Origin of the sequence: Corallincola platygyrae (genome assembly GCF_039544265.1) — a bacterium.
Taxonomy (GTDB): Bacteria; Pseudomonadota; Gammaproteobacteria; order Enterobacterales; family Neiellaceae; genus Corallincola; species Corallincola platygyrae.
Map to the genome: position 1 here is coordinate 95016 of NZ_BAABLI010000014.1, position 26269 is coordinate 121284.

Consider the following 26269-nt stretch of genomic DNA (forward strand, 5'->3'; position numbering starts at 1 on the left):
TATGATTTTGCCCGTAATTATGGCCGGTGGTACTGGCACCAGACTATGGCCATTGAGCCGTTCCATGTATCCGAAGCAGTTTCTCCCGCTGGTTGGCGAAAGCACCATGCTGCAGGAGACAATTAAGCGACTTGAAGGTATGGATACTGAGTCACCTCTGATTATCAGTAATGAAGACCATAGATTCATCGTTGCAGAACAGACGCGTGCCATTGGTGTAAGCTCCGAGATTATACTAGAGCCTGTCGGCCGGAATACTGCTCCCGCCATTGCTTTGGCAGCTTTAACTAAAGTAAATCAAGGTCACGATCCAATTATGCTTGTATTGGCGGCTGATCACGTTATCGCTGATGTTGAGCAGTTCCAAAAGTCTGTATCGTTTGCTGCAGTGGCTGCTAGCAAAGGTCTGCTTGCGACTTTCGGCGTAGTACCCACAGAGCCGGAAACCGGGTATGGCTACATCAAACGAGGCGATAATGCGATTGCTGGCGAAACCTATCCAGTAGAGGCGTTCGTCGAGAAACCTGATCTTCAAACGGCCACGGCTTATCTCGAAGAAGGCAGTTATCTTTGGAACAGCGGTATGTTTATGTTTAAAGCGTCTACATATCTTGAGGCGCTGAAGTCGTTCAGGCCAGACATATATGAGGCGTGCAAATCAGCAATGTCTGTCACTGCCAATGACTTAGATTTTGTTAGGGTGGACAAGCAAGCATTTGAAGCGTGCCCATCGGATTCGATCGACTACGCCGTGATGGAAAAAACAGATAAAGCGGTAGTTATCCCGCTGGATGCCAAATGGAATGATGTGGGGTCATGGTCAGCTCTATGGGATGTAGATACCAAGGATTGTGACGGGAACGCGTTTAAAGGTGATGTTTTGTTGCATGATACGAAAGATTGCCTGATTCATGGTGGCGAGCGATTAATTGCAACAGTTGGTCTGGATAATCTGATTGTCGTTGATACTAAAGATGCTCTGTTAGTGGCTGATAAGTCGAAAGTTCAGGATGTCAAAAAAGTGGTAGACGCCTTGAAGAAGGACCAGCGTACAGAGTTTGTGCACCACCGAGAAGTCTATCGACCTTGGGGTAAATACGATTCAATCGACAATGGCGCTCGTTATCAGGTGAAGCGCATCACTGTAAAACCTGGCGCGAAGCTAAGTGTTCAGATGCATCACCACAGGGCCGAACATTGGATTGTAGTGAGCGGCACTGCGAAGGTCACTAATGGTGATAAGACTTTCCTGGTGACAGAGAACGAGTCAACTTATATACCAGTGGGTATTGTTCACGCGCTTGAAAACCCAGGAAAAGTCCCCTTGGAACTGATTGAAGTTCAATCGGGTTCATATTTGGGTGAGGATGATATTGTTCGCTTTGAAGACAAGTATGGAAGAGCGTAGAAATCGTTAATATTAGTGCCGAAGAGCCGACAGAACTTATTGTTCTGTCGGCTTCTTCTTTGTAAATAATACGAGTCATGTGTTGTCGTTTTTTTGTCAAATTAATGCAATAGAGTGTTGGCGGGTAAATTAGTGCTTTTATCCGTGGCTTATTTTTTGCTTCGCTTTTGTTGTAAAGCTGTTAAAATGGGCCCTGCATCACATTTTAGTCTCAAAATTGATCTGTGTTGGTGCAGATTGCACGCAATGCGTGCATCGGATTTTTATAGGTGGGTGCTAGTTAGAGCACATGCAGCCTGACCAGAAGTACTTAAGGCCATGGCTGTGAAAATACAACCGTGGCTTAGGGATGAGAAAAGATGACACGTGACAATCAAGGTTTCATACGTTCGCACCAAAACCAGTTCTCAACGCTGTATCGTTTTTTTGATCTCCTGATTATTATCGGTAGCTTCCTGCTCACATGTAAGTCAATGAACCTCTCTTTGACTTCAACATATCTTTTGTTGGCTGTAATCGCAGCAATCATGTTCATGCTGGTAGCCGAGAGTATGGAGCTTTATCGTTCCTGGCGTTTTTCCAGCGGAAAAGAGCTGTTAACGACAGTATCTTTCAGTTGGGGAATTGTCCTGCTGTTTGGCATGATCGGGCTGTTCTTTTTCGAATCTAATTTGGGCCTCCCCAAAAATGCATTTGCGGCCTGGGCAATTTTTTGCTGGCTGGTTCTGTGTGTTTGGCGCTTGTGGTATCGGCAGGTGCTTTTTTTCATGCGAGAACAAGGACACAACACTCGTACTGTAGCCATCATTGGTATGACCGATTCTGGCGTAGCACTAGCAAGTGAGATCGAAAAGAATCCGCAGCAAGGGATCCGCTTGGTTGGTGTATTTGACGACCGTGATGTTCAGCGTTTTGAGGCTACAGAACGTGGCCGGCTAAAAGGTAACATCGAAGATGCAATTAGCATGGCGCGTAACAATGAAATCGATTTGCTTTACGTGGCCATGCCATTAAAAGCTGAAGACAGGATTTTTGAAATTCTTGAGCGATGCGGTGATACGACGGTCGATGTTCATATTATTCCCAATCTGTTTATCTACAAAATGTTGCATGCACGTTGGCATTCGGTTGGCGACGTGCAGACTCTCAGCGTATTCGATTCTCCAATGTCAGGTTTCTCTGCTTGGCTAAAGCGTATGGAAGATCTGGTATTGGCTAGTGTGATCCTCACACTTATTGCTATTCCAATGTTGGCCATCGCAATCGGTGTGAAGCTTTCGTCTAAGGGGCCTGTATTTTTCAAGCAAGACCGATATGGTCTGGATGGTTCGCGTATTAGAGTATGGAAGTTCCGTTCTATGCGCACTATGGACAATGGTACGGTGGTTAAACAGGCGACTAAGGGAGATCCTCGTATCACCCCATTCGGTGCTTTTCTTCGCAAAACTTCTCTAGACGAATTACCACAGTTCATAAATGTTTTGCAGGGTTCTATGTCCATCGTTGGGCCTCGACCCCATGCCGTTTCCCATAATGAAGAGTACCGTTCATTGATTTCAGGCTACATGCTACGACATAAAGTGAAACCTGGAATTACGGGCTGGGCTCAGATTAACGGTTGGAGAGGTGAAACTGATACTCTCGACAAAATGCAGCGCCGCGTAGAATTTGACTTAGCGTACATTAGAAACTGGTCAATATGGCTGGATATAAAAATAGTTTTTCTAACACTTTTTAAAGGTTTTGTTGGCAACAACGCCTACTAATTTTGGGGAATTTGCATGCTTAAAGGAATTAGCACTCTTGTTTTGTCGACCGCGATAGTCGGTCAGGTTTCTGCTAGTGAATTTGAACCCGCAAAAATCGAGTTGGGTAATGGATTTACTATGCGGCCAATGCTTGGTGCAGCGTTAGGGTATGACGATAATACAACGCGTACCAGAGGAGATAAAACCGACAGCTTCTTCAGCGTGTTTGCCCCGGGTGCCAACATTGGCTACGGCGATCAAGTCAGCAACGCCACTTTAGGGTATCGCGCAACGATCGGCACTTACTTTGACTCCAGTGATGATGATTACCTGGACCATTCTGTGCTCGCGGCATTGCATCACGAATTTACAGCCCGCCACCGAATTGATTTGAGTTACAACTTTGACCGTGGTCACGACGCTCGTGGTACCGGTGTAAGTGAGGGTAACGGTGAAAATGTTAATGAGCCAGTTGAATGGGATCAAAACAAGGTTGCATTGACATATGGCTTTGGTGTTCCAACTGCGACGGTTAATCTCGATTTTAACTTCGAGTACGACGACAAAGAGTATGCCAATTTCCGCGATGTGACACGTTTCAGAGACTATGACACCGTAGGTGGTGGTGTTGTGGTTTACTGGAATGTTATGCCAAAAACATCGTTGTTGATTGACTCTGAAGTTAAATCGATTAGCTATGATGTTGTTGAGCAGGATGGTGTCTCTCGCGACAGTGATGTTACCAGAGTCCTTGCTGGTGTCCGCTGGGAAGCGACCGGCAAAACAACTGGTGTAGCTAAGTTAGGTTATGAAGATAAAGATTTTGATGATTCAGGCCGAGAAGACTTTGAAGATGTATCGTGGGAAGTCGGCGTAGAATGGACACCGGTAGAGTATTCTACGGTAGAGTTTTCAACTGGGCGTCGCTCTAAAGATCCAGATACATTTGGTGACTACATCAAGGAAACATCAGTAGAACTCGGTTGGACACATTACTGGCTGGATCGTTTTTCTACCAATCTTGGTATTGCATATGTAGACGAACAATTCACAGGCATTGATCGTGATGATGAGCTGTGGGTTACCAAAGTGGGGGCGACATACGATATGAAGAGATGGTTGCAGTTCGCTCTAACATATCAATATCAAGACCAAGACTCTGATGTAGACTCGATTAAATATGATCGGAACCAAGTCTTGCTGGGTGTAAAAGTTGCGATGTAATTGAGAGGTTCGGTTTTGAAAAGGTTACTGGCTAACGTCGCTCTTATTTGTTTTTTCGTCAGTTTTGGCGTTCAAGCGGCAACTGAAACTGCTAAGAACTATCAGATGGGTGCAGGTGATACGATTCGTATCACCGTATTCGGTGAAGAAGACCTATCATTGGAAACAACTCTTGGAGAAAACGGCACTGTAAGCTATCCATACTTGGGTTTGTTGCAAGCCACCGGAGTCAGCGTTGCTGACTTCGAGAAAGAAATTGCGGATGGTCTCAGAGGTGACTATCTGATCAACCCCAGTGTTCATGTCGATATCATCGAGTACCGAGCCTTTTATATTTATGGCGAAGTTAAGAGCCCTGGCGGATACCCTTATCAACCAAATCTGACAGTGGAACGTGCAGTAGCATTGGCAGGTGGGTTTACACAGCGAGCCTCTAAGGAAAAATTTGAGTTGAGTCGTAAGGTTGATGGCGTTGGTCAAAAATCTACGGTGAAACTCGAAGATGAAGTAAAACCGGGTGATTCGATTTTTGTAAAAGATAGTTTCTTCTAAGTTCGAGCAGTCAAGGAACAGTAAGTTATGTCGTTATCTACTACGAGCCAACCGTCGGCAGGGAAGTCGGCCGAGCTTGGGGATCTTCGAAGCTATCTCCTGGTGATAGCTAAGTTTAAGTGGCGAATCATGGTACTCGCTATGATGGTCACGCTTACCGTAAGTGTTGCCGTTTTTTCTATGACGCCTGTTTATACTGCGTCCGCGACTCTACTTATCGAAGCAGAAAAAGTGAATGCTGTCTCGATCGAGGAGATTTATGGCCTCGATTCCAGCCGTTCAGAGTATTTTCATACCCAATATGAAATTCTACGCTCTCGCAGGCTTGCAGAGAAAGTCATTGATCGCCTCGACTTAGCCAATCACCCGGAATTTCAACCGAGTAACAAACCTTCGCTTGTCACCGACTTTGTTCAAGTAGTCAAAGGCGAAATAAACCAATTTGTTCCAAGGGAAGAGGAAGTTGCGACACCACTTTCTGAGATTGAGATGGCAAAGCGCGAAAAGCTCATTTTGGATGTGCTTGGACGAACTACCGTTACACCAATTCCCAAAACACAACTCGTTCGCATCTCTTTCAACGCGCGCGATCCAAATCTTGCTGCTCTTTATGCGAATACGCTTGGGGAAATTTACATAGAGTCTTACCTTGAAGATAAAATGGGTATGACACAAAAAGCTTCTGAGTGGATACGTGACCGATTGGACGCTTTGCGAATCAAACTTAGAGAATCTGAAGCCAATTTGCAGCAGTTCCGAGAGGACAATCAACTTGTTGATGCTGAAGGTGCTACACCACTGGTTTCCCAGGAGTTGAATCAGATAACTGCCCAATTGAACCGAGCGAGGGAAAAGCGTGCGGAAGCACAGAGCGTTCTTCGACTGATTGAAAGTAGAGCTGGCCAAAACCCTGACAGTCTCCTGGCCATGCCTGAAGTATCAAAACACCAATTAATCCAGCAGATCAAAAAAGCTGAGACTGATGCGGAAAACGTAGTAGCAGAGCTATCCAAACGGTATGGCCCAAAGCATAACAAGATGATTTCAGCCTTGGCACGGTTGGAAGAAGTCAGAGCAAGTTTAAACCGCCGTGTTGAAGCGTTGGTGGAGGGGGTCGAGCAGGAATACAAAGCGGCTCTAGCAAATGAAGAAGCACTAAAATTAGAGTTAGCGCAGGCTAAAGAGCGCTTTCAAGGTGTATCTCGTGCAGAAACCAAATACCGCGAGTTAGCCAGGGAAGTAGAAACTAATAGTCATTTGTATGACACGTTCCTCACTCGCTTAAAAGAAACCGGTGCTGTTGGCGATTTCCAAAGTGCTCACGCTAGGTTTAATGACAGAGCGGTCGCGCCGATAAAACCAACTAAGCCAAATAAGAAAATGCTGATTGCGTTGGCGTTTGTGCTCTCAATCATGATGGGTGTTGTTCTAGCGTTTGTATTAAATGCGCTTAGTGACACCATTGTAACCGCGGAGGATGTCGAGCAGCACTTGGCACAGCGAGTTATCGGTGTGGTTCCTCAGGAAAAAGTTAAGGGCAAGAAAGACCTTCCTGTACATACTTTCTTTGATGCAAAAGCACAACGATTCAGTGAAGCATGGCGTACTTTGCGCACCGGTTATGTGTTGTCGCATATGGAAAATCCGGCACGCGTCCTCTCTGTCACATCAACTATCCCGGGCGAAGGCAAAACGACAACCAGCATCAACTTATCGTTTGCGTTAGCTCAAGTTGAAAGAGTGCTGTTAATCGAAGCAGATATGCGCCGCCCGACTGTTGGGAAACGTTTTGGTATCCCCAACTACCAACCGGGTCTGGCAAACGTGATTACCGGTACTCACTCGCTGGAACAATGCATTTATCACGACGAACAGTCCAACCTGGATATTTTGGTATCTGGAGCGTCGGTTCCTAATCCTTTGGAATTGCTCACTCAGGATGGGTTCCAAAAACTCGTAGAGGAATTGTCTGAGCAATATGACCGTATTGTTATCGATACTCCTCCTGCTCATGTTGTGTCGGACGCTATGGTAGTTGCACGCGTAGCAGACTCAATGCTCTATGTCGTTAAAGCTGGATTGGTTAGAAGAAAAGTAATTAATGAAGCGCTCGCGACCCTGCAGGGCTTAAAAACCCGCATTGATGGCGTAGTGCTTAATGGCATGAGTGTTAAGGCGCATCAACAGCACTATGGGTACAGCTACGACGGCTATTACTCAACAAATAACGATGAATTGCCAAAAGGTGGCGAGGGGAATAAAGCCGCGTGATAGATCTTCATTGCCACTTACTTCCAGGCGTTGACGATGGTGCCAGAAACCTAGAGGAAGCAGTGGCAATGGCGCGTATGGCTATTGAGGAGGGTATTACCCACGCGGTTTTAACTCCTCATTTCCATCAAGGCATTTATGACAATCAGGTTAGTACGTTAAAGCCGGTTTTCGAAACGTTTAAAGAACAATTAGCTGAAAGTCAGATTCCCTTGGAGATCGCCGTTGCAGGTGAGGTCAGAATATCCACTGATTTGTTACATCTTCTTCCAGCGGGCAACGTGCCTTTTATTGGTTCTATTGATGATACACCAGTCATGCTTCTGGAATTGCCCTATAGCCACATACCTCCCGGCACCGACAACCTGTTAAATTGGCTACACAAAAATAATGTGAAAACCATGATTGCGCATCCGGAAAGGAATAGAGAGATTATTTCTAACCCGAGTGCAATCAAACAGTTGAAATTAGGCGGCACAATGTTTCAGCTCACGGTTGGATCGTTTTCTGAAATGTTTGGAGAAAAGGTAAGAGATACTGCTGAAACGCTTCTTCTTGATGGTTATGCAGACATTGTTGCCACCGATGCTCATCGAATTGATAAACGTCCGCCAACGGTGAAAGCAGGCCTTGATGCAATTAGCGCTTTGGTTGGGCCTGACATAATGAAACGTTTGAGTTTTGACACGCCAAAAGCGATATCGCAGGTCTTGTTTTAAGGATTAGTTAGGGTCGAAGGAATGAGCAAGGGTCAAGTTGTAGGAATCATTTGTTGTATTCTACTCTCAATTGTAGCGGCCAGGTTTGGGTGGAGCAGCGTTAATGCTGTCATGGTGGAACGTAAAACCTCGTATTGGAGCGTTAATCCAGAAAAGGTAACCCACCGTATGGCCTTGAAAAATAGTGAACGCGCGCGTGTGGCTACTCAGTTGCAGCCGTTGAATGCTCACCACTGGTTTTTACGAGGGAAAGCTGCAGAGTGGAGCGCGTTCACAAGCAAAGGCGATGATGTAAAACAAGAGTGGTTGAAAAAGGCTTCTCAGCACTATTTGAAAAGCTATGAGTTGAGACCAACCTGGCCAAACACTACCTTGGCTTTAGCGGACTTGAGCTTAACACTGCCTGCCAGTGACTTCGCAGACTTCGATTCATATTTCAGCCAATCATTTGCTAACGGGCGTTACAAAAGAGACGTTGCTTGGGGTCTCCTTGCCGCTGGGTTAAAGGGATGGAGTAGAGCAAATGGTAAGACAAAAAAGCTCGTTCTTAATCTTATCGAAGATCAGTTGCCCGGATACAACCACCGCAGTAAGTTAATGGTGCTTGCTGAGCAAAAAGCGCAAAAGAAGTTGGTTTGTACAGTCTGGCGAGTAAAGTTTAACGGGCAAAAATGGGAACCCTGCACTAATTGAAACTGAAGAAAAAGCCCCGCATCGCGGGGCTTTTTTATACGAATTACATTACATAATTCGCATACCAGGTTTAGCTCCTGAGTCTGGGCTTAAGATATAGATCTCTTTGCCGCCTGGCCCAGCCGCTGCCACCATGCCTTCAGAGACACCAAACTTCATTTTACGTGGTGCCAGGTTTGCGACCATTACCGTGAGTTTGCCTTCCAAGTCTTCAGGCGAGTAGGCACTCTTGATACCTGCGAATACCTGACGAGTTTCTCCGCCCAAATCCAACGTTAACTTCAGCAGTTTCTTCGCTTCTGGGATCTCTTCCGCCTTGGCGATCAGAGCCACTCGCAGATCGACTTTTACGAAGTCATCAAACTGGATCTCATCTGCGATAGGATCTTTTTGCAGCTCAGTTTGTTCTGCTGTTTCAGTTGCTTCTGGCGCTTCAGCCACGACAGCTGTCAGGTTCTCTTTCGATGCGTCAATCATCTGATTTACTTTATCCATTTCAACCCGCTGCATCAGCGGCTTAAATTTATTAATACTATGCCCGATCAGCACAACTTTAGTGCTTTCCCAGGTCAGACTGTCGTTCAGGAACTCTTCAGCCTGAGCGGACATCGCTGGAAGTACTGGCTTGAGATAAACCATTAGGATACGGAACAGGTGAACGCCCAATGAACAAACGTCATGGGCACGCGCTTTCTGGCCTTCCTCTTTCACCAGTTTCCATGGTGCTTCATCATTAATATATGAGTTTGCCTTGTCCGCCAGCGCCATAATGTCACGCATCGCTTTGCCGAACTCACGTTGCTCATAGTGAGTAGCAATAGTATCGGACGCTTGCTGGAACTCGTTTAGGAGTTCTTGGTTGGCAATAGAGTCTGACAGCTTGCCCTCGAAATACTTGGCAATAAAACCGGCGGTGCGGCTGGCGATGTTCACTACTTTGTTAACGACATCAGAGTTTACGCGCTGAGCAAAGTCTTCGAGGTTAAGATCTAAGTCATCAATACGGTTGCTCAGTTTGGCCGCATAGAAATAACGGAGATACTCCGGATTCAGGTGATCAAGGTACGTGCGTGCCTTAATAAAGGTGCCGCGACTCTTAGACATCTTGGCGCCATTTACCGTCACGTATCCGTGGGCATGTACTGCGGTCGGCTGACGGAATTTGGCACCATGAAGCATGGCAGGCCAGAACAGACAGTGGAAATAGGTGATGTCTTTGCCAATAAAGTGATGCACTTCTGCTTCGCTCTCGGGCGCCCAGAAAGCGTCGAAATCCAGGTCGTCACGTTTGTCACATAAGTTTTTAAAGCTTGCCAGATAGCCAATGGGCGCATCTAGCCAAACATAGAAAAACTTGCCAGGAGCATTCGGGATCTCAAAGCCGAAGTAGGGCGCATCTCGGCTGATATCCCATTGCTGCAATTCGCCTTCGAACCACTCTTTAAGCTTATTGGCATTTTCGTCCTGCAAAGCGCCACTCTCGAGCCAGTCACCTAACATCGATTTAAACTGTGGCAGATCGAAGAAATAATGCTCGGAATCCTTAAGTACTGGGGTAGCACCTGAAACTACAGATTTCGGAGACTTAAGATCTGTTGGGCTGTAGGTAGCACCACAGGCATCACAGTTGTCACCGTTTTGGTCTTCAGCACCACACTTGGGGCAGGTACCCTTAACAAAGCGGTCCGGAAGGAACATCTCTTTTTCAGGATCGAACAACTGGCTGATGGTGCGAGTCTTGATATAGCCGCCATCATTCAGGCGGTTGTAGATCAACGAAGCCAGAGCTTTGTTTTCTTCACTGTGCGTAGAGTGGTAGTTATCAAAACCGATCTGAAAGTCGGCAAAATCCTGCTGATGTTCAACCGCTGTTTGGGCAATCATCTCTTCAGGGGTAATGCCCAATTGCTGGGCTTTCAGCATGATAGGCGTGCCGTGGGCATCATCTGCGCACACGTAGTAACACGCGTGACCACGCAGTTTCTGGAAGCGAACCCAGATATCAGTTTGGATGTACTCGAGCATATGGCCCAAGTGGATAGGCCCATTTGCATATGGCAGGGCGCTGGTTACCAAAATATTACGCGACATATGTCGTCCAAATCCTGACTTGTTGTTTTGATATAAAGGGGGAGAATTTTACAAGAAGACGGGCCGCCATGCACCCGCTACGAGGCAAAGAATTCCCGTGTTACCATGGCCGGAACAAAGATTGATAAGTTATTGGCTAATAAATGAGTATCTCTCCCGAGTTGTTGAGTTCCCTGTCCACGATTGAAGAGCCTGCTACCGGTCGTGCTCTTGGTGAATTAGGTGCATCTTTCACGCTGCAATCTGGTGTGCTGACTGCCTACTTAGGTTGTTTTAATCGAGATTGGCAGGGGCCTCTGACGGAGCAGATTCAGCAGGCAGGGAATCTGCTTGGAATCGCAATTGACCGCGTTGAGATTGAATCGTCAGCACCAAAGTATGTTGAGAGCGAAAGCAATGGATTGGCGAATGTCAGCGCGATAATCGCCGTGGCCAGTGGTAAAGGTGGAGTTGGTAAGTCTGCCACCGCCGCAAACCTGGCATTGGCGTTGGCATTTGATGGTGCACGCGTCGGTTTGGTAGATGCGGACATATATGGCCCCTCAGTACCAATTATGTTGGGCGCAGAGGGAAAGACACCGGCGTCGGATGATGGAAAGAAGATGAACCCGGTGCAAGCCCATGGCATCTACTGTAACTCACTTGGATTTATTATTGATTCAGACAAAGCTGCAGTTTGGCGTGGCCCAATGGCATCAGGTGCTTTACAGCAACTCTTGAACGACACGATTTGGCCAGAACTGGACTACTTGGTGGTTGATATGCCTCCGGGCACCGGTGATATCCAGTTAACATTGGCTCAAAAGGTGCCGGTATCAACCGCTTTAGTCGTTACTACGCCGCAAAATCTCGCACTATCCGATGCTCGCCGCGGGGTGGACATGTTCAATCAGGTCAGCATCCCTGTATGTGGCGTCGTGGAAAACATGAGCTACTACACCTGTGACGCGTGTGGACATCAAAATGCCATTTTTGGGGAATCCGGTGGTGATGCGCTTGCCGCAGAGACGGGCGTTCCTGTGCTTGGGCGATTACCGTTAGATCCAAACATTCGAGCAGATGCGGATGCGGGCAACCCGACGGTGATTAAATCGCCCGATAGTGACGTAGCAAATCGTTACATCGCCATTGCAAGAAAGGTTTCAGCCTTTTTGTGGTCAAGGTTTCAGGCATCTCAAAGCGCCGTTCCTATTATTGAAATCGAGTAATCAAGGGTGCTAAGACAAATTAGGTTGCTTAAAATCTATGTCAGCGGTTTAATGTGCGCGCATTAACGTAAGGAAGGAAAAAAGATGAGACTTTGCGACACAGATATTGAACGCTATCTAGATGAAGAGCGGATCGTTATTGATCCTCGTCCATCGCAGGAGTTGATTAGTGGCGTCAGTGTCGATGTGACGCTGGGCAACACCTTCCGAACCTTTAATGATCACACCGCGCCTTATATCGATCTGAGTGGTCCTCGTGAAGAAGTACAGGCTGCCATGCAGCGAGTTATGAGTGAAGAGATCACCATTGCTGACGGCGACGCCTTCTTTCTCCATCCAGGAGAGCTAGCGCTTGCAGTAACGCACGAATCGGTAACACTGCCTGCCGATATTGTCGGCTGGCTCGATGGCCGATCTTCACTGGCTCGCTTGGGTTTAATGGTTCACGTGACTGCGCATCGCATCGATCCGGGTTGGTCGGGCCGCATCGTGTTGGAGTTTTATAACAGCGGAAAGCTGCCATTGGCGCTGCGTCCTAAGATGAAAATTGGTGCGCTTAATTTTGAAACATTAACTGCGCCTGCTGCACGCCCATACAACAAACGTGTTGATGCCAAATATAAGGATCAACAAAGTGCAGTGGCGTCTCGAATCAGTGAAGACAAGTAGTTTTTACCTTCTCTAAACACCGTCATTTACCCCAACTTGGGGCCCAAAAAAGCCAGCTTATGCTGGCTTTTTTAATATCCTGCAAATAAGTGTTACCCCCTTAGAGATATTTTTCATATACATCTTATCCAATTTGAGCTGGATCAAACTTCTGGCACGGCTTCTGCTTTCACATAACTGTCACATAAAACTAATAAGCGGTTAACGCCGCATTGGGGATTGCACGCGAAAAAAGAACGATTAAATCGAATCGCGTTATGTAACTTTTTGTTTATAAGGGAGTTCTACCAATGCAAAACATCAAATCAAAGCTAACGACAGTTGCGAAGCTTAGCCCACTAGCTATTGCTATTGGCCTGGCCAGTGCACCGGCACACGCAGACTTGCTCGAAGAGATTGCTACGGGTGTCACTGAAGGTAAAACAAAGCTTAGCTTTCGCTATCGCTACGAGTTTGTAGATCAGGACGGTAAAGATAAGGATGCCAATGCAAGCACGCTTAAGTCGCGTATTACCTTCACTACCGCACCCATTCGAGATTTTGTTGTTGGTGTGGAAGCTGATCACGTTTCAGAAGTTGGCAACGACAATTTTAACAGCACTGAGAACGGTAAGACCGAGTATCCAGTGGTTGCTGATCCGAAAGGCACCGATTTGAACCAAGCCTTCTTAAAGTATGGCGGATTTGAATCTGGTACGGTGACGTTTGGTCGTCAACGTATTGTCCACGGCAGCCAGCGTTTTATGGGCGGTGTAGCCTGGCGTCAGAATGAGCAGACTTATGATGGTGCGCGCGTGGAGTATGGATTCACAGACGCGTTAAGCGCTGATGTTAGCTACATCTGGAACGTTAACCGTATCTTTGGCCCAGATGGCGCAGATTCAGATCTGCACGGTAACATCGGAGCGGCGCGTTTGACATACGATGCAGGCGCTATTGGTAAGTTTACCGCTTACGATTACTACCTGGACTTCGATAACAACGACGGCCTTTCCAGTAACACTATCGGTATCGAGTATGCTGGCGGATATGCGCTGAGCGATACTACTAAACTGGGTCTGAAAGCCGCGTATGCGATGCAGGAAGACACCGGCGACAACCCTAACAGCTATGAAGCTGACTACTACACGGTCGAAGGCTCTGTTAAGTTCGCGCCAGTATCCGTAAGCGTAGGCTACGAAGTGTTGGGTGCTGATGACGGCGTGAGCTTCAAAACACCACTGGCGACACTGCATAAATTCCAGGGTTTTGCTGATAAGTTCCTGGTAACACCACCAGACGGCATTCAGGATACCTATATTAAAGTGGCTGGCGCAGTCGCTGGCGTAAAATTGGCGGCGTTCTATCATGACTTCCAGTCAGATGAGGGCAGCACTGACTACGGTACTGAAATTGATTTGGTAGCTAGCTACAAGATCAACAAGCATTTTGGCGTACTGGCCAAATATGCATCTTACGATGCGGATGACCACGCAACGGATACCGATAAAGTATGGCTACAGCTAACGGCTAACTTCTAATTCGTTAGCAAGAATAGCCTTGCCATTGGCTCAAAGGCTCCTTAGTTTATGAATCGAACTAAGGAGCTTTTTTGTGTCTTATTATCCTGCCTTTTTGAAACTATCTGGTATACCAGTTCTTGTTATTGGTGCCGGTACGGTCGCCGAACGCCGTGTGGGACCTCTGTTAACTGCGGGCGCCAATGTTACTGTGGTGGCTCCGTCCCATTGTGGTGGCATGGCGCGTTACTTTGATGCTAGATCTCTTAGTTACCAAGCTAAACAATTTGAACCGTCTGATTTAGAAGGCCACCGCTTAGTGATTGCGGCGACTGATAACTCTCAAGTCAATCAGAGTGTCGCTGAACTCTGTGATACCAAAGGTATTTTCTGCAACGTGGTCAATGACGCCGACAGAGGCAGTTTTATTTGTCCTGCGGTGATCACTCAGGGCAAGTTCCAGGTGGCTTTAGCGAGTGGGGGCGCTGCGCCAGTGCTCACGCGCTGGATAAAAAGACGGCTGCAATCCGTTTTACCAGACAAGCTAAATCAGCTGCAGGAGTTTTCTACAGCCCATCGTCATCACGTTAAGCGAACCTATAGTGAACCCACACAGCGGCGTCGCTTTTGGGAGAGATTTTTTTCGGTAGCAATCCATAGTGATCCCAGCACTTACTCAGACACTTATCAAACCTTGTTAAAAGGAGCACAGCCAAGCGTCGTAACAGCGCAATTAACCCTGCCAAGTGAGAATGACGACTTGACGCTTAGGGATTTAAAGCTGTTGCACAGCGCCGATCTGGTGGTTGGTGATCTTGACGACTTAAAACAAGTTGATGAGTTACTAAGGCAAGACTGCTTAAGGCAAACTTCCCAAGTGTATTTGGAAAAGCCGGCCAATACATTGGGCATGACGCTGATTTTAAAATCAACTACTTAAGAAAGTAGAACAGCTGGACCAAATTAATCATTAGTAACAGTCCTGACATCACCTGCCAGAAGGTTAGGGGATTGCGCTCAATCAGAGGTGCTTGTTCAAATTTTTCCAATAGTTCCTGGTTCGGTTGACTGACGTCCTGTAGAAACTCGGATAGCGCCTGCTGACGCTTTGCCGGGTGAGGGGAGACCGCTTTCTTTAAAGCAAGGTCGAGCCAAAGAGGCTTTTGCAGTTTGCGAATTGAGAGTGGTATGTAATGCCAGGCATCCAGTGATTTTGGTGGGTTTAGCTTGGGATCGTTTAGCTTAAAAGGTAACTCGCCACTGATCATTTCGTAGAGGATCACCCCAAGGCTAAACAGGTCAGACTGGAAGGTTCCTTTGTGTCCCATCAGGTATTCCGGAGCAATATAATCAACCGAGCCAACTGGACAGGTTTCAAGATCAAAACGCTCAATTTCATCAAGGCCAGCTACCTGAACGGTTCCGAAATCAACCAATTTAACCGTGCCATCTGAGCGCAGCATGATGTTCTCTGGTTTAAGATCCCTGTGCACCATTTGATGTCGTTGTAGTGCTCTCAATCCATGAATGATTTGCCGCAAAATGGGCCTGATCGTCGCCATATCCGGTTTTGGATTGTCATACATCCATTGCCTGAGGGTTATGCCATCAACGTACTCACAGAGGTGATAGCGAAATGCACTGTCGCTTCTAGCCGATTTACAGCGCATCACATTTTCATGATCCAGTTGTTCTCCCACCCACGCTTCTCTTATGAAACCCTCCAAGTACTGGGGGTCATCGGCAAAGCTCTCTGAGGGGGCTTTCAATACCCACTGGGTATCTTTATGTTGTCCGGCGATGGGCTCAACAAGATATACGTGACTACGGGTACTGCTATGCAGCACTTTGGTAACACGAAAATCATCAATTTTGTTTCCCGGTTGCATGACCGGAGGGATCGCCTTTGTGGTAACCGCGCTTTGCGCTTCTTCCATGGTTTGATTAGGCAAGGCGATGATATCGACTGCTAAACAAGTAATGTTGTCGTCGCTATCCTGTTGTTTTGCGGTCTCCGCAATCTCATTGCAAAGAAGCTCGGTAGATGATGCCTGATTGATCAGCTCCGACAGTTGTTTATCTGGCACAACGTCGTGCACGCCATCGGTGGTGAATAGAAGCCTATCAGCTTCTTTAAGCGCTACTGTTTTGAAGTCGATCTGTAGTTTGTTGTCTACACCCAAGGCTCGGGTCAGATACTGCTTTTTACCTTTGACTGAGTGGCTATGATCCTGAGTTAATTGTGATAAATCACCCTCTCGAGACAAATAAATACGGCTGTCACCAACATGGAAGATATGTGCGGACTGGCCCTTGATAATGACCGCGCTAAAAGTGGTTATCAGGCTATTTTCTGCATCAAGTGCACGGTGCCCTTGGGCAAAAAGCCAGTTATTTAGTGCCGTGAGGACACGGGTTGCAGATTTTTCAACAGACCAGGTATCGGGGGTGCTGTAGTAGTTGTTAATAAAGTCGGATACGGCAGTACGCGAGGCGAGTTGCGCGTTGGTACAACAACTGGCACCGTCAGCAATAACAGCAACCGCACCTTTATGCACCAGTTCACTTCCATGGGGAACCTTAACGCCGAGGGCATCATCATTAATAGCTTTAATGCCTTCACTGCTATGACTGGCAAATGCAATTTTTAGCACGGTTAGCAAACTCCGACTACTAGGGGGTTCAATCGATACTTCAGAGTGTATAGCTTTAATTTGGCGATAGATATCGTCGCTCTTGTGCTTTAGCATGCCCCACGAAGTGCTTTGGGTACCGTGCACCCGCGGCATACCGTTCGTCCTGAACGTAAAAATGGGAGGCAAGTCCTCCCATTTTTTATTTAAGTAAAGCTTTAGTTCACCGTAATAAGCTCTACGGTACCGTCTTCATTTACTTCTGCCATCTGGCCCTTAGGCTCTTCCATAAACAACAGTGTGATAAAGCCAACAACAGCTGTGCCTGCAATTACCAGGAAGAAGGTTTGGTAAGAAACAAATGACAACACGGTCAGATAAGTTACCGCACCCACGTTACCGTAAGCACCCGTCATACCGGCAATCTGTCCGGTCAAACGACGCTTAATCAGGGGTACTGCAGCAAATACTGCACCTTCGCCGGCTTGTACGAAGAACGAGCAAGCCATTGCAGCCGCAACTGCCAGCCACAGAGGCCAATGAGATGTCACCAGTCCCATACTCAGGTAACCAAGTGCCAAACCAGCAGTTAAAATAAGCAGTGTTTTTTTGCGGCCAAACTTATCAGAAATCCAACCACCACCTGGGCGAGACATCAGATTCATAAAAGCGTAAGCAGAGGCGAGTAGACCGGCATAAACCATGTCGAGGCCAAACACATCACTGAAGAAGAGTGGCAACATAGATACCACAGCGAGCTCAGAGCCAAAGGTTGCGAAGTAGAGAATGTTCAGTACAGCAACCTGCTTGAATTTGTACTGGTGGATCTCAGGTACCGGCTCTTTAAACAGGTTTTTGTTTACCTGCAGCACCTTGTAAGCATCGAAAACGTAAAGGGCAACCAAACCCACATAAATGCCGATCGCTACACCATCGCTCAACATATCAATTCCAGCAGGTGACAGCTTCCAGGTAAGCAGTGCCAGTGCCAGGTACATTGGTAGCTTCATGATAAGCAGGAAAACCAAATCGCCTTTGCTGGTGACTTCCATCGCACCGACATTTTTAGGGCGGAAGTAGGTAGATCCTTTTGGTGTATTGCGGACTGTGCGGTAGTAGATGAAGCTATAAAGCAAACAGATAACACCAGTTGACGCGACAGCGTAGCGCCAACCTTCGTCACCACCAAAAAGCAGAGCAAGCGTTGGCAAGGTCATCGCGGCTGCGGCTGAACCAAAGTTACCCCAACCGCCATAAATACCTTCTGCGGTGCCCAACTCATTTGCAGGGAACCACTCCGATACCATACGAATACCGACAACGAAGCCCGCGCCAACAAAACCCATGGCAAAACGCGCAATCGCGGCCTGCATAAAACTGTCGGAAAATGCGAACACAAAACAGGGGATTGAGCTGATCGCTAACAAGAGCGAATAGACCAAGCGTGGACCAAAGCGGTCGGTAAGCGCACCAATGACAACCCGGGCCGGGATCGTCAAGGCAACGTTAAGGATCAGAAGGGTTTTTACCTCCTGAGGGCTTAGGCCAAGGGTGTTCGCGATTGCCTGCATCAGAGGCGCATGGTTGAACCAGACAACGAAGGTGATGAAGAACGCCACCCAGCTGGCATGCAGTACTTTCATCTTTCCGGTGAAGGAAAAGATATTGAACTTAGCTCCAGATTCCATGAAGTTTTCCTTTCTAATTGTTAATACTTTGCTGCCCAACCGCGAAAACGAGGTTGGCCATCTGAATCGAAAAAAAGGGCAGGCGTGTTACCGCCTGCCAAACGCTCAGAGGGATTGCAGCTGAACTCTTCCCTCAATCTCGCGGACCGGGTAGGTTGGGAGCACTACCGCCGTGTCCTCGAGACAAACACCGTCTCGCAAAGAGAAATGTTGTTTGTAGAGTGGTGATGCCACTACCGGCTCGCCTTTAATCGAGCCAATAAGGCCCCGTGACAGGACATTGGCTTTGCCAAAAGGGTCGTAGTTGCCGATGGCGAATAACTGTTCGCCACAGCTTGAGCGGAAAATCGCGACTTGTTGCCCCTGGTGGAGAGCACATACACCCACGCCCGCATCGATATCGCCTGCTTTACAAATGTCGATCCAAGATTCGTTGCTCATGATGTTTCTCCTTAATCCACCAGCTCAACAACGTTGAGCGACTTATCACTAGATGCGTTTGCCGCTGCTTTATCTGCAGCTTCAGCGCGCTCGGCTTCGGTTGCAGGACGGCGTTGGCCTCGCTCAACCACATACTGCAATTCACTGTCGGTATCATCGCTATTGATGAAATGACTGAAACGCTTGAGCTTATCGGCATCTTCGATGGTGGTTTTCCACTCACACTGGTAGGTGTCGATTACCTTGGTCATTTCTGCTTCAAGCTCTTCACCAATGTTAAGGCTGTCTTCAATAATGACTTTGCGCAGGTAATCCAAACCGCCTTCCAGGTTTTCCATCCAAACAGAGGTACGCTGCAAGCGATCTGCCGTTCGGATGTAGAACATCAGGAAGCGATCTACATATTTGATAAGGGTTTCTTTATCTAAGTCACTGGCAAATAGGTCAGCATGGCGAGGACGCATACCACCGTTACCGCAGAGGTAAAGGTTCCATCCATTCTCCGTCGCGATAATACCGACGTCTTTGCTCTGAGCTTCCGCACACTCTCGGGTACAACCAGAGACGGCGAACTTTAACTTGTGAGGAGCGCGCAGGCCTTTGTATCTATGCTCAACTTCGATTGCCAGACCGACACTGTCGTCAACACCGTACCGGCACCAAGTACTACCGACACAACTCTTCACTGTTCGAACGGATTTGCCGTACGCGTGTCCGGTTTCCATACCTGCATCGATCAGTTTCTTCCAGATAGTTGGAAGCTCATGCAGCTGGGCACCAAACAGGTCGACACGTTGGCCACCGGTGATCTTGGTGTAGAGGTCGTACTCTTTGGCGATCTCACCAATCGCAATTAGCTGGTCCGGTGTGATCTCTCCGCCCGGCACTCGAGGTACGACCGAGTAGGTACCATCCTTCTGCATATTGCCCAGGAAGATATCGTTGGTGTCCTGCAGGCCGATATGCTCTTTTTTAAGGATGTAGTCGTTGTTGTAAGACGCCAGGATTGAGCCAACTGCCGGCTTACAGATTTCACAGCCAAGCCCCCGGCCGTGTTCTTTCAGCAGTTGGTCGAATGAAGTGATCTCTTTCGCCCGTACGATATCAGCAAGCTCCTGACGGCTATGGTCAAAGTGCTCACAGATATGGTCATTAACCTCAACACCCAGGTTAAGCAGTTCAGCATTCATTACCTGGCCGACCAGCGCTAAACAACCACCACAACCGGTGGCTGCTTTGGTTTCGCCTTTCAGAGCCGCGATATCATCTGCGCCACCTTGCACTGCAGCTATAAGATCTCCCTTGGTTACATCGTGACAGCTACAAATCACAGCGCTATCTGGTAGGGCGTCTACACCAAGACCCGCAGCACCGCCTTCTTCGCCATCGATCGCTGGTAAAATCAACGCTTCGGGGGCGTCAGGGAGTTCCATGTCGTTCAGGTGCAGCTGTAATAGTGTGCCGTAGGCGTCTACATCACCTACCAACACCGCTCCCAACAGCTTCTTGTTGTCGGATGATACAACCAACTTTTTATACACTTGCGTGTACTCATCGATAAAGGTGTAACTCTGAGCACCTTCAGATTTAGCCATCGCATCACCGATGCTGGCCACGTCTACACCGAGAAGTTTAAGCTTGGTGCTCATGTCGGCACCGGCAAACTCTTCATCGCCGCCAGTGATTTGTGATACCGCAGCTTTGGCCATTTGATACCCGGGAGCGACCAGACCAAAGATCTTACCATCCCATAATGCACATTCACCAACAGCATAGATATCGTCAACACTTGTCTGACATTTATTGTCGATGGTGATACCGCCGCGTGGACCAATTTCGATGTCGAACTCACGTGCCAGGTTATCGCGAGGACGAATACCTGCAGAAAATACGATCATATCGGTTTCAAGGAAGCTGCCATCAGCAAAGTTCATGCGATAACGACAAGTGTCGCCAGCAACGATCTCCGTGGTGTTCTTCTCTGTGTGAACAGAAACGCCCAGATCTTCAATCTTGCGACGAAGCAGCTTGCCACCACCTTCGTCCAACTGAACGGCCATCAACCTTGGCGCGAACTCAACGACGTGGGTTTGCAGTCCCAAATTCTTGAGCGCGTTGGCACATTCAAGCCCAAGCAAACCGCCACCAACAACAACACCGATCTTGCTGTCTTTAGCGGACGCGGTGATATCTTCCAGGTCTTCAATGGTTCGATAAACCAGACAGTGGTCTTGGTCTTTACCTGGGATAGGCGGAACAAACGGGAAAGAACCGGTGGCTAAGACCAGTTTGTCGTAGCTTTCCACCAACCCTTTGTCTGTTGTGATGGTTTTAGCATCTTTGTCGATCGAGACCACCTGCTGGTTTACCAGGTGGCGGACATTACGCTCGTCGTAATACGCTTCGCTGGTCATCATCAGGTCATCGACCGTAGCACCAGAGAAATAGCTTGAAAGTTGCACTCGGTCATAAGCCAGACGAGGCTCTTCCGAAAAGGTTGTGATCTGATAGCTGTCTGCTTGGTCATGGTTTGCAAGTTCATCGATGAACTTATGACCAACCATGCCGTTACCGACAACAATGACTTTTTTCTGAGTCATACCGGGATCCCTCTAAGTTATGCTGACAGCTGATGCTGTTCTGATTCGATTAATTCGTTAAACCAGTTAAGGGCAGGGGCCAGGGTGACCACCTCCCCTATAACCACAAGCGTGGGAGAGGGCAGCTGATGAGTAGCAGCCATCTCGGGTAGTTCTGATAATGTGCCGATAACTGTTTTTTGGTTATCACGACAACCATTTGAGATAAGCGCTGCCGGCGTTGATGCAGTAAGTCCGGCGCCAGTCAGGCGATCTCGAATGAACGCCAACTTACTGAGGCCCATATACACCACCAATGTGTGTTGACTCTCAGCCAGGTTTTGCCAATCCAGATTCAGACCGCTTTCGCCGTGGGCGGTAATAAAGGTGCAGGCCTGCGACATGCCGCGATGGGTAAGAGGTATACCTGCATAGCTAGTACAGCCGGAGGCAGCGGTGATACCCGGAACAATTTCAACCTCGACACCCACCTGTCTTAGCTCAAGCGCTTCTTCGCCACCGCGGCCAAATACAAAAGGGTCGCCGCCTTTGAGGCGACAGATATTAAAACCTTCAAGGGCCTTATCTTTCAGAAGTTGGTTTAAAGCGTTCTGAGGAATGCTGTGATGATTTTTTGATTTGCCGACAAACAGCGCCGCGGTTTGCTTGGGAAACAAGTCGCGTATCTCATCACTGACCAACGCATCATAGAGAATCAAGTCTGCGGTTTGTATCGTGCGCAACGCCTTCACTGTGAGCAGGTCTGCGTCACCAGGGCCTGAACCAACAAGCCATACCTTGCCTACGGGCTTTTGGCTCCCCGTTGCAGCTTCAAACTTGATAATGGTCTCTTTGGTCATTGGTGCCCCCGATACAACATCTAACTTCTTGTTCAGAAGCAATTGAGCAAACGCGGGGCCAGTTTTGTTTTTTAACGTTAAAAAAATGTTATACGCATGATTTATATAGGATTTATTTTTTCTTGCTAAGGCTGGCCAATAAAACCCCTAGTTTGATGGGGGTAGTAGGTCTATCCCGGTATGGGTATAGAAAAATTGACCGAACTGCACAACGTGATCCCTGTTGCACTTCTAAACAGCGCCAATTATGTGCATGGGCATTTGCTTTGAATTTGTGGGTATGTGAGCTGGATAGTCCTATCTTATTGTTTTTATTGGTTTATAGCTTTGCACTTAATAGTGGCAAGAGTATTGCACCATCAGCATGCAGCGTAGTATTGAAGCATAGCGTAATTAATGGAGTTCCTGATGCAAGACAACTGGATTAAGACAACCTGCCCATACTGTGGTGTGGGCTGTGGCGTAGAAGCCAATGTCAGTTCTGATGGTCAAGTAACGGTCAGAGGCGATAAATCTCATCCAGCTAACCTCGGCCGTTTGTGCTCAAAAGGACTTGCGTTGGGAGATACCGTGATTCCGGATGGCCGCTTGTTGCATCCTTCTATAAATGGAGAGCGCGTTAACTGGCAACAGGCGCTCAACCATGTGTCATCCAAGTTTGCATCGATCGTTGAAGAGCATGGACCTGATTCTGTTGCACTCTACGTGTCAGGGCAATTGCTTACCGAAGACTACTACGTCGCCAATAAGCTGATGAAAGGGTATATCGGTACCTCAAACATCGATACCAACAGTCGTCTGTGTATGTCCTCTGCTGTTGCGGGTCATAAGCGCGCATTTGGAACAGATACTGTACCTGGCTGTTATCAAGATTTTGAAGTGGCAGATCTGCTGGTTCTGACAGGATCAAATTTGGCTTGGTGCCACCCCGTGTTGTTTCAACGCATCAAAGCCGCGAAAGAGCAGCGCCCTGACATGAAGATCGTTGTGATCGACCCAAGGCGCACAGATACCTGCGATATAGCAGATATGCATCTACCCGTTAAGCCGGGTACTGATGTGCTGTTGTTCAATACTTTGCTTGCTTATCTGGCCAAACAAAACCTTCATTCGCCGGAATACCTAGAACGCTATACCGAGGGTGCCGAGCAGGCATTGCATGCCGCCCATGGCGATGTTCCTGAGTTAGGCGACTTATCAGACGTTTGCGAAATTCTTGGGCTTGATGGGGAAATATTGAATAGGTTTCTGGCTCTTTTTGCTGAAACAGAAAATACAGTCACCATATACAGCCAGGGTGTTAATCAGTCGACCAGTGGTGTCGATAAGGTTAATGCGATCCTTAATTGCCATTTGCTTACCGGTAGAATTGGTAAGCCTGGCATGGGGCCATTTTCCATCACTGGGCAACCCAATGCGATGGGTGGCCGAGAAGTGGGCGGACTAGCAAACATGCTAGCAGCCCACATGGAGTTTACTGAGCAGCAGATCGCGCAGGTTCAAACCTTCTGGAATGCGCCATCTATGGCCATACAGCCCGGCGCTAAAGCGGTGGATCTGTTTGACCAGATATCAGAAGGCAAAATTAAAGCCGTGTGGGTAATGGCGACCAACCCAGTGGTGAGTCTTCCTGATGCAGACAAAGTGAAGCAAGCGCTGAAGCAGTGCGAACTTGTCGTTGTATCTGATTGTATCGCAGACACTGACACCACACGGTTAGCCCACGTGCTACTTCCAGCAAGAGGCTGGGCAGAAAAGTCTGGCACGGTCACAAACTCTGAACGAAGGATTTCTCGTCAACGCGCGATCGTCCCACCGACAGGCGAAGCGATGCCAGATTGGTGGATTATCTGTGAAGTCGCCAAACGTATGGGATTTGAACAAGGCTTCAATTTCAATAGTCCTGCGGAGATATTCGAAGAACACGCGGCACTTTCTGGCTATGAAAATGAGGGCAGCAGAGACTTTGACATTAGTGGTATGCAGGGGCTCGCTGAAACTGAATATGACCAGTTAGCACCGTTCCAGTGGCCAATGGCTACCCGGGGCGAAGTGAGCTTGCACAAACGTTTTTTTGCAGAGGGCAACTTTTATACGCCAAGTAAGCGCGCAAGGTTGGTGCCGGTAAAATATAGAGCGCCGGCGTCTGGCATTGATGGCAAGTATCCACTGGTGCTGAATAGCGGCCGGATCCGAGATCAGTGGCACACCATGACCCGCACTGGATTAGCGGCCAAGTTAAACGCGCATATTCCTGAGCCGTTTATCTCAGTTCACCCTAATACTGCGAAAAAGTACGCGTTGGAAGAGCAGGGCTTGGCACATGTTGAGAGTGCCCACGGGAGCGCGCTTGTTAGGGTTCAGGTCACCGACCGTGTCAGGGAAGATGAGCTGTTTATGCCGATTCATTGGACGGGGGTAACGTCGGCGCGAGCGCGGGTCGGTGCTCTGGTATCTCCAGATGTTGATGCGTTGTCTGGCCAGCCTGAATTTAAATACACCCCAGTATCAGTGCAGCCATGGTATCGGCAGAGCGAAGCGCTCTTTATAACCGCAGAAACTGATACGCAGATAAGTGAAAGTGAATACTGGGTAAATCAGAGAGTAGGGCAAGGATTGCTTTATAGAATGGCCAGTCTGCAAAGTAGTGAAACCATTGCCAGTCTGTTGGAAGCTAGGCTGAGTTGTATATCTGCAGATCAAAAACTAAGTTTCATCGATAGTGCGACAGGCAGTTATCGCTTGGCGCTACTCAAAGAAGGAAAACTATTGGCTTGCTACATCGTAGGCAAACGTCTTGATCGTGACGATTTCGATTGGGTATCGACGTTACTAGAGAAGCCCCTGGGTAGTGAAGCGATGCGCAGTATCATGAGCGGCAAAGCACAGGGCAGCCTTGCGGCCGGGCGAATAGTATGTGCGTGTAAACAGGTTGGCTACAAAACGTTGTGTAACGCCGTAAAAGGTGGCGCAAAAGACTTAGATTCGTTGAAATCTTGTACTTCCGCAGGTACCGGTTGCGGTTCTTGTGTACCCGAGCTCAAAGAGATTATTGACGAAAATCTGTTCGAGGCGGCGGACTGAACCGAAGAGTGATATTTACGGCAGTTTACTGTCAGAAAATTTAGCAACTTCAGTGTAATTGGGTATTCAATGTAAAACTTTCGAACACTCGCTTGAGCAGTGGTAGAACCACTGTTACGCTGCACAATTATTGAGCTTAATCACATTGACAGGACGAGTCGAAATGTTACGGAAAGCGCTGATTACCACTCTTTTACTGCCGTTTGCTGTAAATGCCGCCCCTTTGTCCATGGACCTTGATTCGCTGGTACATGGTGAGATTGTGACTGATCAATTTGCCGGTGTTACGGTGACCGGAGACAATCCAAACCGGGATTTCGACCATATCATTGCTTTCGACACAAATATGTCGAACACGCGCGACGATGATCTAGAGTCTCCTTGGTCTGGCGGTAACCTTCCAACAGACACCGACATGGGCAAGATTTTAATCTTTGCTGAGAACGACAACGGTGCCGAAGACAATGTTATCGACACACCGGACGATGAAGGCTCCAGGCAATACGATCTGACCATGAGCTTTCAGTTTGATTTTGATCTTAAAAGCTTCAGTTTTGTCTTGGTAGATGTGGAAGGGCCGGAAGAATACGGTTACTTCGCTTCGTTCTACAATGGCGACACCTTGATTGAAACTGTCGGCTTTGAAGAGTTGGTTGGCAATACCGGGCCCTATGGAAGCAACGCGGTTTTTGGTAACAACACAATCAATAGAATCAACCCTATTACTGCCGAGCAATTAGGCATGGACTTCAACCGCGTTGATGTCGTATTTGGTGGATCTGGCGGCATAGGCGATATCTCTTACGAAGTTCCAGCGCCTGCAATGATTGGATTGTTTTCTCTCGCTCTGATAGCGGTCGGTTTTGTTCGCCGCAAATAGTGATAAATGGCCATCAGAAAAG

At 47.8% G+C, this 26269-nt stretch carries 19 protein-coding genes; 13 read left to right on the forward strand and 6 right to left on the reverse strand.

The window, feature by feature from the left end:
• Position 1: 1 nt before the first annotated feature.
• The 7 genes from ABEA14_RS11740 (at position 2) to ABEA14_RS11770 (ending at position 8615) form a co-directional block, all read left to right on the forward strand.
• On the forward strand, positions 2-1408 hold the full coding sequence (locus ABEA14_RS11740) for a mannose-1-phosphate guanylyltransferase/mannose-6-phosphate isomerase (protein WP_345340201.1): 1407 nt from the start codon (positions 2-4) through the stop codon (positions 1406-1408).
• A 359-nt stretch (positions 1409-1767) separates the two neighbouring features.
• The gene (locus ABEA14_RS11745) at positions 1768-3174 is read left to right on the forward strand and encodes an undecaprenyl-phosphate glucose phosphotransferase (RefSeq protein ID WP_345340202.1); all 1407 of its coding nucleotides are present in this window, start codon (positions 1768-1770) and stop codon (positions 3172-3174) included.
• 42 nt (positions 3175-3216) lie between these two features.
• Positions 3217-4380, forward strand: a complete 1164-nt coding sequence (locus ABEA14_RS11750; RefSeq protein WP_345340203.1) for an outer membrane beta-barrel protein — start codon at positions 3217-3219, stop codon at positions 4378-4380.
• Positions 4381-4395: 15 nt separating this feature from the next.
• Positions 4396-4932 (forward strand): polysaccharide biosynthesis/export family protein, encoded by a 537-nt coding sequence (locus ABEA14_RS11755; protein ID WP_345340204.1) that lies wholly within the window; start codon positions 4396-4398, stop codon positions 4930-4932.
• Positions 4933-4959: 27 nt separating this feature from the next.
• A complete protein-coding gene (locus ABEA14_RS11760) occupies positions 4960-7203 on the forward strand; it encodes a GumC family protein (RefSeq protein ID WP_345340205.1) in 2244 nt (747 codons plus the stop codon).
• Entirely contained in the window at positions 7200-7922 is a 723-nt protein-coding gene (locus ABEA14_RS11765) for a tyrosine-protein phosphatase (RefSeq protein WP_345340206.1), read from the forward strand. The genes ABEA14_RS11760 and ABEA14_RS11765 overlap by 4 nt, the downstream gene beginning before the upstream one ends.
• A gap of 21 nt (positions 7923-7943) precedes the next feature.
• Positions 7944-8615, forward strand: coding sequence for a hypothetical protein (locus ABEA14_RS11770; RefSeq protein ID WP_345340207.1), 672 nt, complete (start codon positions 7944-7946; stop codon positions 8613-8615).
• A 48-nt stretch (positions 8616-8663) separates the two neighbouring features.
• Here ABEA14_RS11770 and metG read toward each other — a convergent pair whose 3' ends face one another.
• The gene (gene metG / locus ABEA14_RS11775) at positions 8664-10706 is read right to left on the reverse strand and encodes a methionine--tRNA ligase (protein WP_345340208.1); all 2043 of its coding nucleotides are present in this window, start codon (positions 10704-10706) and stop codon (positions 8664-8666) included.
• 143 nt (positions 10707-10849) lie between these two features.
• On the opposite strand from metG, the gene apbC reads away from it, so the two are divergent.
• The 4 genes from apbC to ABEA14_RS11795 all read left to right on the forward strand — a co-directional run bounded on the left by apbC (position 10850) and on the right by ABEA14_RS11795 (position 15022).
• Entirely contained in the window at positions 10850-11914 is a 1065-nt protein-coding gene (gene apbC / locus ABEA14_RS11780) for an iron-sulfur cluster carrier protein ApbC (protein ID WP_345340209.1), read from the forward strand.
• Between the two features lie 84 nt (positions 11915-11998).
• On the forward strand, positions 11999-12583 hold the full coding sequence (dcd, locus tag ABEA14_RS11785; protein ID WP_345340210.1) for a dCTP deaminase: 585 nt from the start codon (positions 11999-12001) through the stop codon (positions 12581-12583).
• A 290-nt stretch (positions 12584-12873) separates the two neighbouring features.
• Positions 12874-14103: an alginate export family protein gene (locus ABEA14_RS11790; RefSeq protein ID WP_345340211.1), complete on the forward strand. Its 1230-nt coding sequence runs from the start codon at positions 12874-12876 to the stop codon at positions 14101-14103.
• A 73-nt stretch (positions 14104-14176) separates the two neighbouring features.
• Positions 14177-15022 (forward strand): precorrin-2 dehydrogenase/sirohydrochlorin ferrochelatase family protein, encoded by an 846-nt coding sequence (locus ABEA14_RS11795; protein WP_345340212.1) that lies wholly within the window; start codon positions 14177-14179, stop codon positions 15020-15022.
• On the opposite strand, the gene ABEA14_RS11800 is transcribed toward ABEA14_RS11795, so the two are convergent.
• From ABEA14_RS11800 to cobA, 5 genes are all read right to left on the reverse strand, one after another.
• Complete coding sequence (locus tag ABEA14_RS11800) at positions 15015-16871, reverse strand: bifunctional protein-serine/threonine kinase/phosphatase (RefSeq protein ID WP_345340213.1); 1857 nt, start codon at positions 16869-16871, stop codon at positions 15015-15017. The genes ABEA14_RS11795 and ABEA14_RS11800 overlap by 8 nt on opposite strands.
• Positions 16872-16933: 62 nt before the next feature.
• On the reverse strand, positions 16934-18403 hold the full coding sequence (locus ABEA14_RS11805; protein WP_345340214.1) for a NarK family nitrate/nitrite MFS transporter: 1470 nt from the start codon (positions 18401-18403) through the stop codon (positions 16934-16936).
• Between the two features lie 105 nt (positions 18404-18508).
• On the reverse strand, positions 18509-18844 hold the full coding sequence (gene nirD / locus ABEA14_RS11810; RefSeq protein ID WP_345340215.1) for a nitrite reductase small subunit NirD: 336 nt from the start codon (positions 18842-18844) through the stop codon (positions 18509-18511).
• Positions 18845-18855: 11 nt separating this feature from the next.
• Entirely contained in the window at positions 18856-21444 is a 2589-nt protein-coding gene (gene nirB / locus ABEA14_RS11815) for a nitrite reductase large subunit NirB (RefSeq protein ID WP_345340216.1), read from the reverse strand.
• Positions 21445-21461: 17 nt separating this feature from the next.
• Positions 21462-22283: a uroporphyrinogen-III C-methyltransferase gene (cobA, locus tag ABEA14_RS11820; protein ID WP_345340217.1), complete on the reverse strand. Its 822-nt coding sequence runs from the start codon at positions 22281-22283 to the stop codon at positions 21462-21464.
• 408 nt (positions 22284-22691) lie between these two features.
• Here cobA and ABEA14_RS11825 point away from each other — a divergent pair, with 408 nt between their 5' ends.
• Both ABEA14_RS11825 and ABEA14_RS11830 read left to right on the forward strand, forming a co-directional pair.
• Positions 22692-25367 (forward strand): nitrate reductase, encoded by a 2676-nt coding sequence (locus tag ABEA14_RS11825; protein WP_345340218.1) that lies wholly within the window; start codon positions 22692-22694, stop codon positions 25365-25367.
• A gap of 163 nt (positions 25368-25530) precedes the next feature.
• Positions 25531-26247 carry a hypothetical protein gene (locus tag ABEA14_RS11830; RefSeq protein WP_345340219.1) on the forward strand — a complete coding sequence of 239 codons (717 nt, stop codon included), beginning with the start codon at positions 25531-25533 and terminating at the stop codon, positions 26245-26247.
• Positions 26248-26269 lie beyond the last annotated feature (22 nt).

Excerpts from the sequence above, each read along its gene's own strand:
- ABEA14_RS11740 (WP_345340201.1), top strand. The coding sequence starts at position 2 with ATGATTTTGCCCGTAATTATGGCCGGTGGTACTGGCACCAGACTATGG.
- ABEA14_RS11745 (WP_345340202.1), top strand. The coding sequence starts at position 1,768 with ATGACACGTGACAATCAAGGTTTCATACGTTCGCACCAAAACCAGTTC.
- ABEA14_RS11760 (WP_345340205.1), top strand. The coding sequence starts at position 4,960 with ATGTCGTTATCTACTACGAGCCAACCGTCGGCAGGGAAGTCGGCCGAG.
- ABEA14_RS11770 (WP_345340207.1), top strand. The coding sequence starts at position 7,944 with ATGAGCAAGGGTCAAGTTGTAGGAATCATTTGTTGTATTCTACTCTCA.
- metG (WP_345340208.1), bottom strand. The coding sequence starts at position 10,706 with ATGTCGCGTAATATTTTGGTAACCAGCGCCCTGCCATATGCAAATGGG.
- apbC (WP_345340209.1), top strand. The coding sequence starts at position 10,850 with ATGAGTATCTCTCCCGAGTTGTTGAGTTCCCTGTCCACGATTGAAGAG.
- dcd (WP_345340210.1), top strand. The coding sequence starts at position 11,999 with ATGAGACTTTGCGACACAGATATTGAACGCTATCTAGATGAAGAGCGG.
- ABEA14_RS11790 (WP_345340211.1), top strand. The coding sequence starts at position 12,874 with ATGCAAAACATCAAATCAAAGCTAACGACAGTTGCGAAGCTTAGCCCA.
- ABEA14_RS11800 (WP_345340213.1), bottom strand. The coding sequence starts at position 16,871 with ATGCCGCGGGTGCACGGTACCCAAAGCACTTCGTGGGGCATGCTAAAG.
- ABEA14_RS11805 (WP_345340214.1), bottom strand. The coding sequence starts at position 18,403 with ATGGAATCTGGAGCTAAGTTCAATATCTTTTCCTTCACCGGAAAGATG.
- nirD (WP_345340215.1), bottom strand. The coding sequence starts at position 18,844 with ATGAGCAACGAATCTTGGATCGACATTTGTAAAGCAGGCGATATCGAT.
- nirB (WP_345340216.1), bottom strand. The coding sequence starts at position 21,444 with ATGACTCAGAAAAAAGTCATTGTTGTCGGTAACGGCATGGTTGGTCAT.
- cobA (WP_345340217.1), bottom strand. The coding sequence starts at position 22,283 with ATGACCAAAGAGACCATTATCAAGTTTGAAGCTGCAACGGGGAGCCAA.
- ABEA14_RS11825 (WP_345340218.1), top strand. The coding sequence starts at position 22,692 with ATGCAAGACAACTGGATTAAGACAACCTGCCCATACTGTGGTGTGGGC.
- ABEA14_RS11830 (WP_345340219.1), top strand. The coding sequence starts at position 25,531 with ATGTTACGGAAAGCGCTGATTACCACTCTTTTACTGCCGTTTGCTGTA.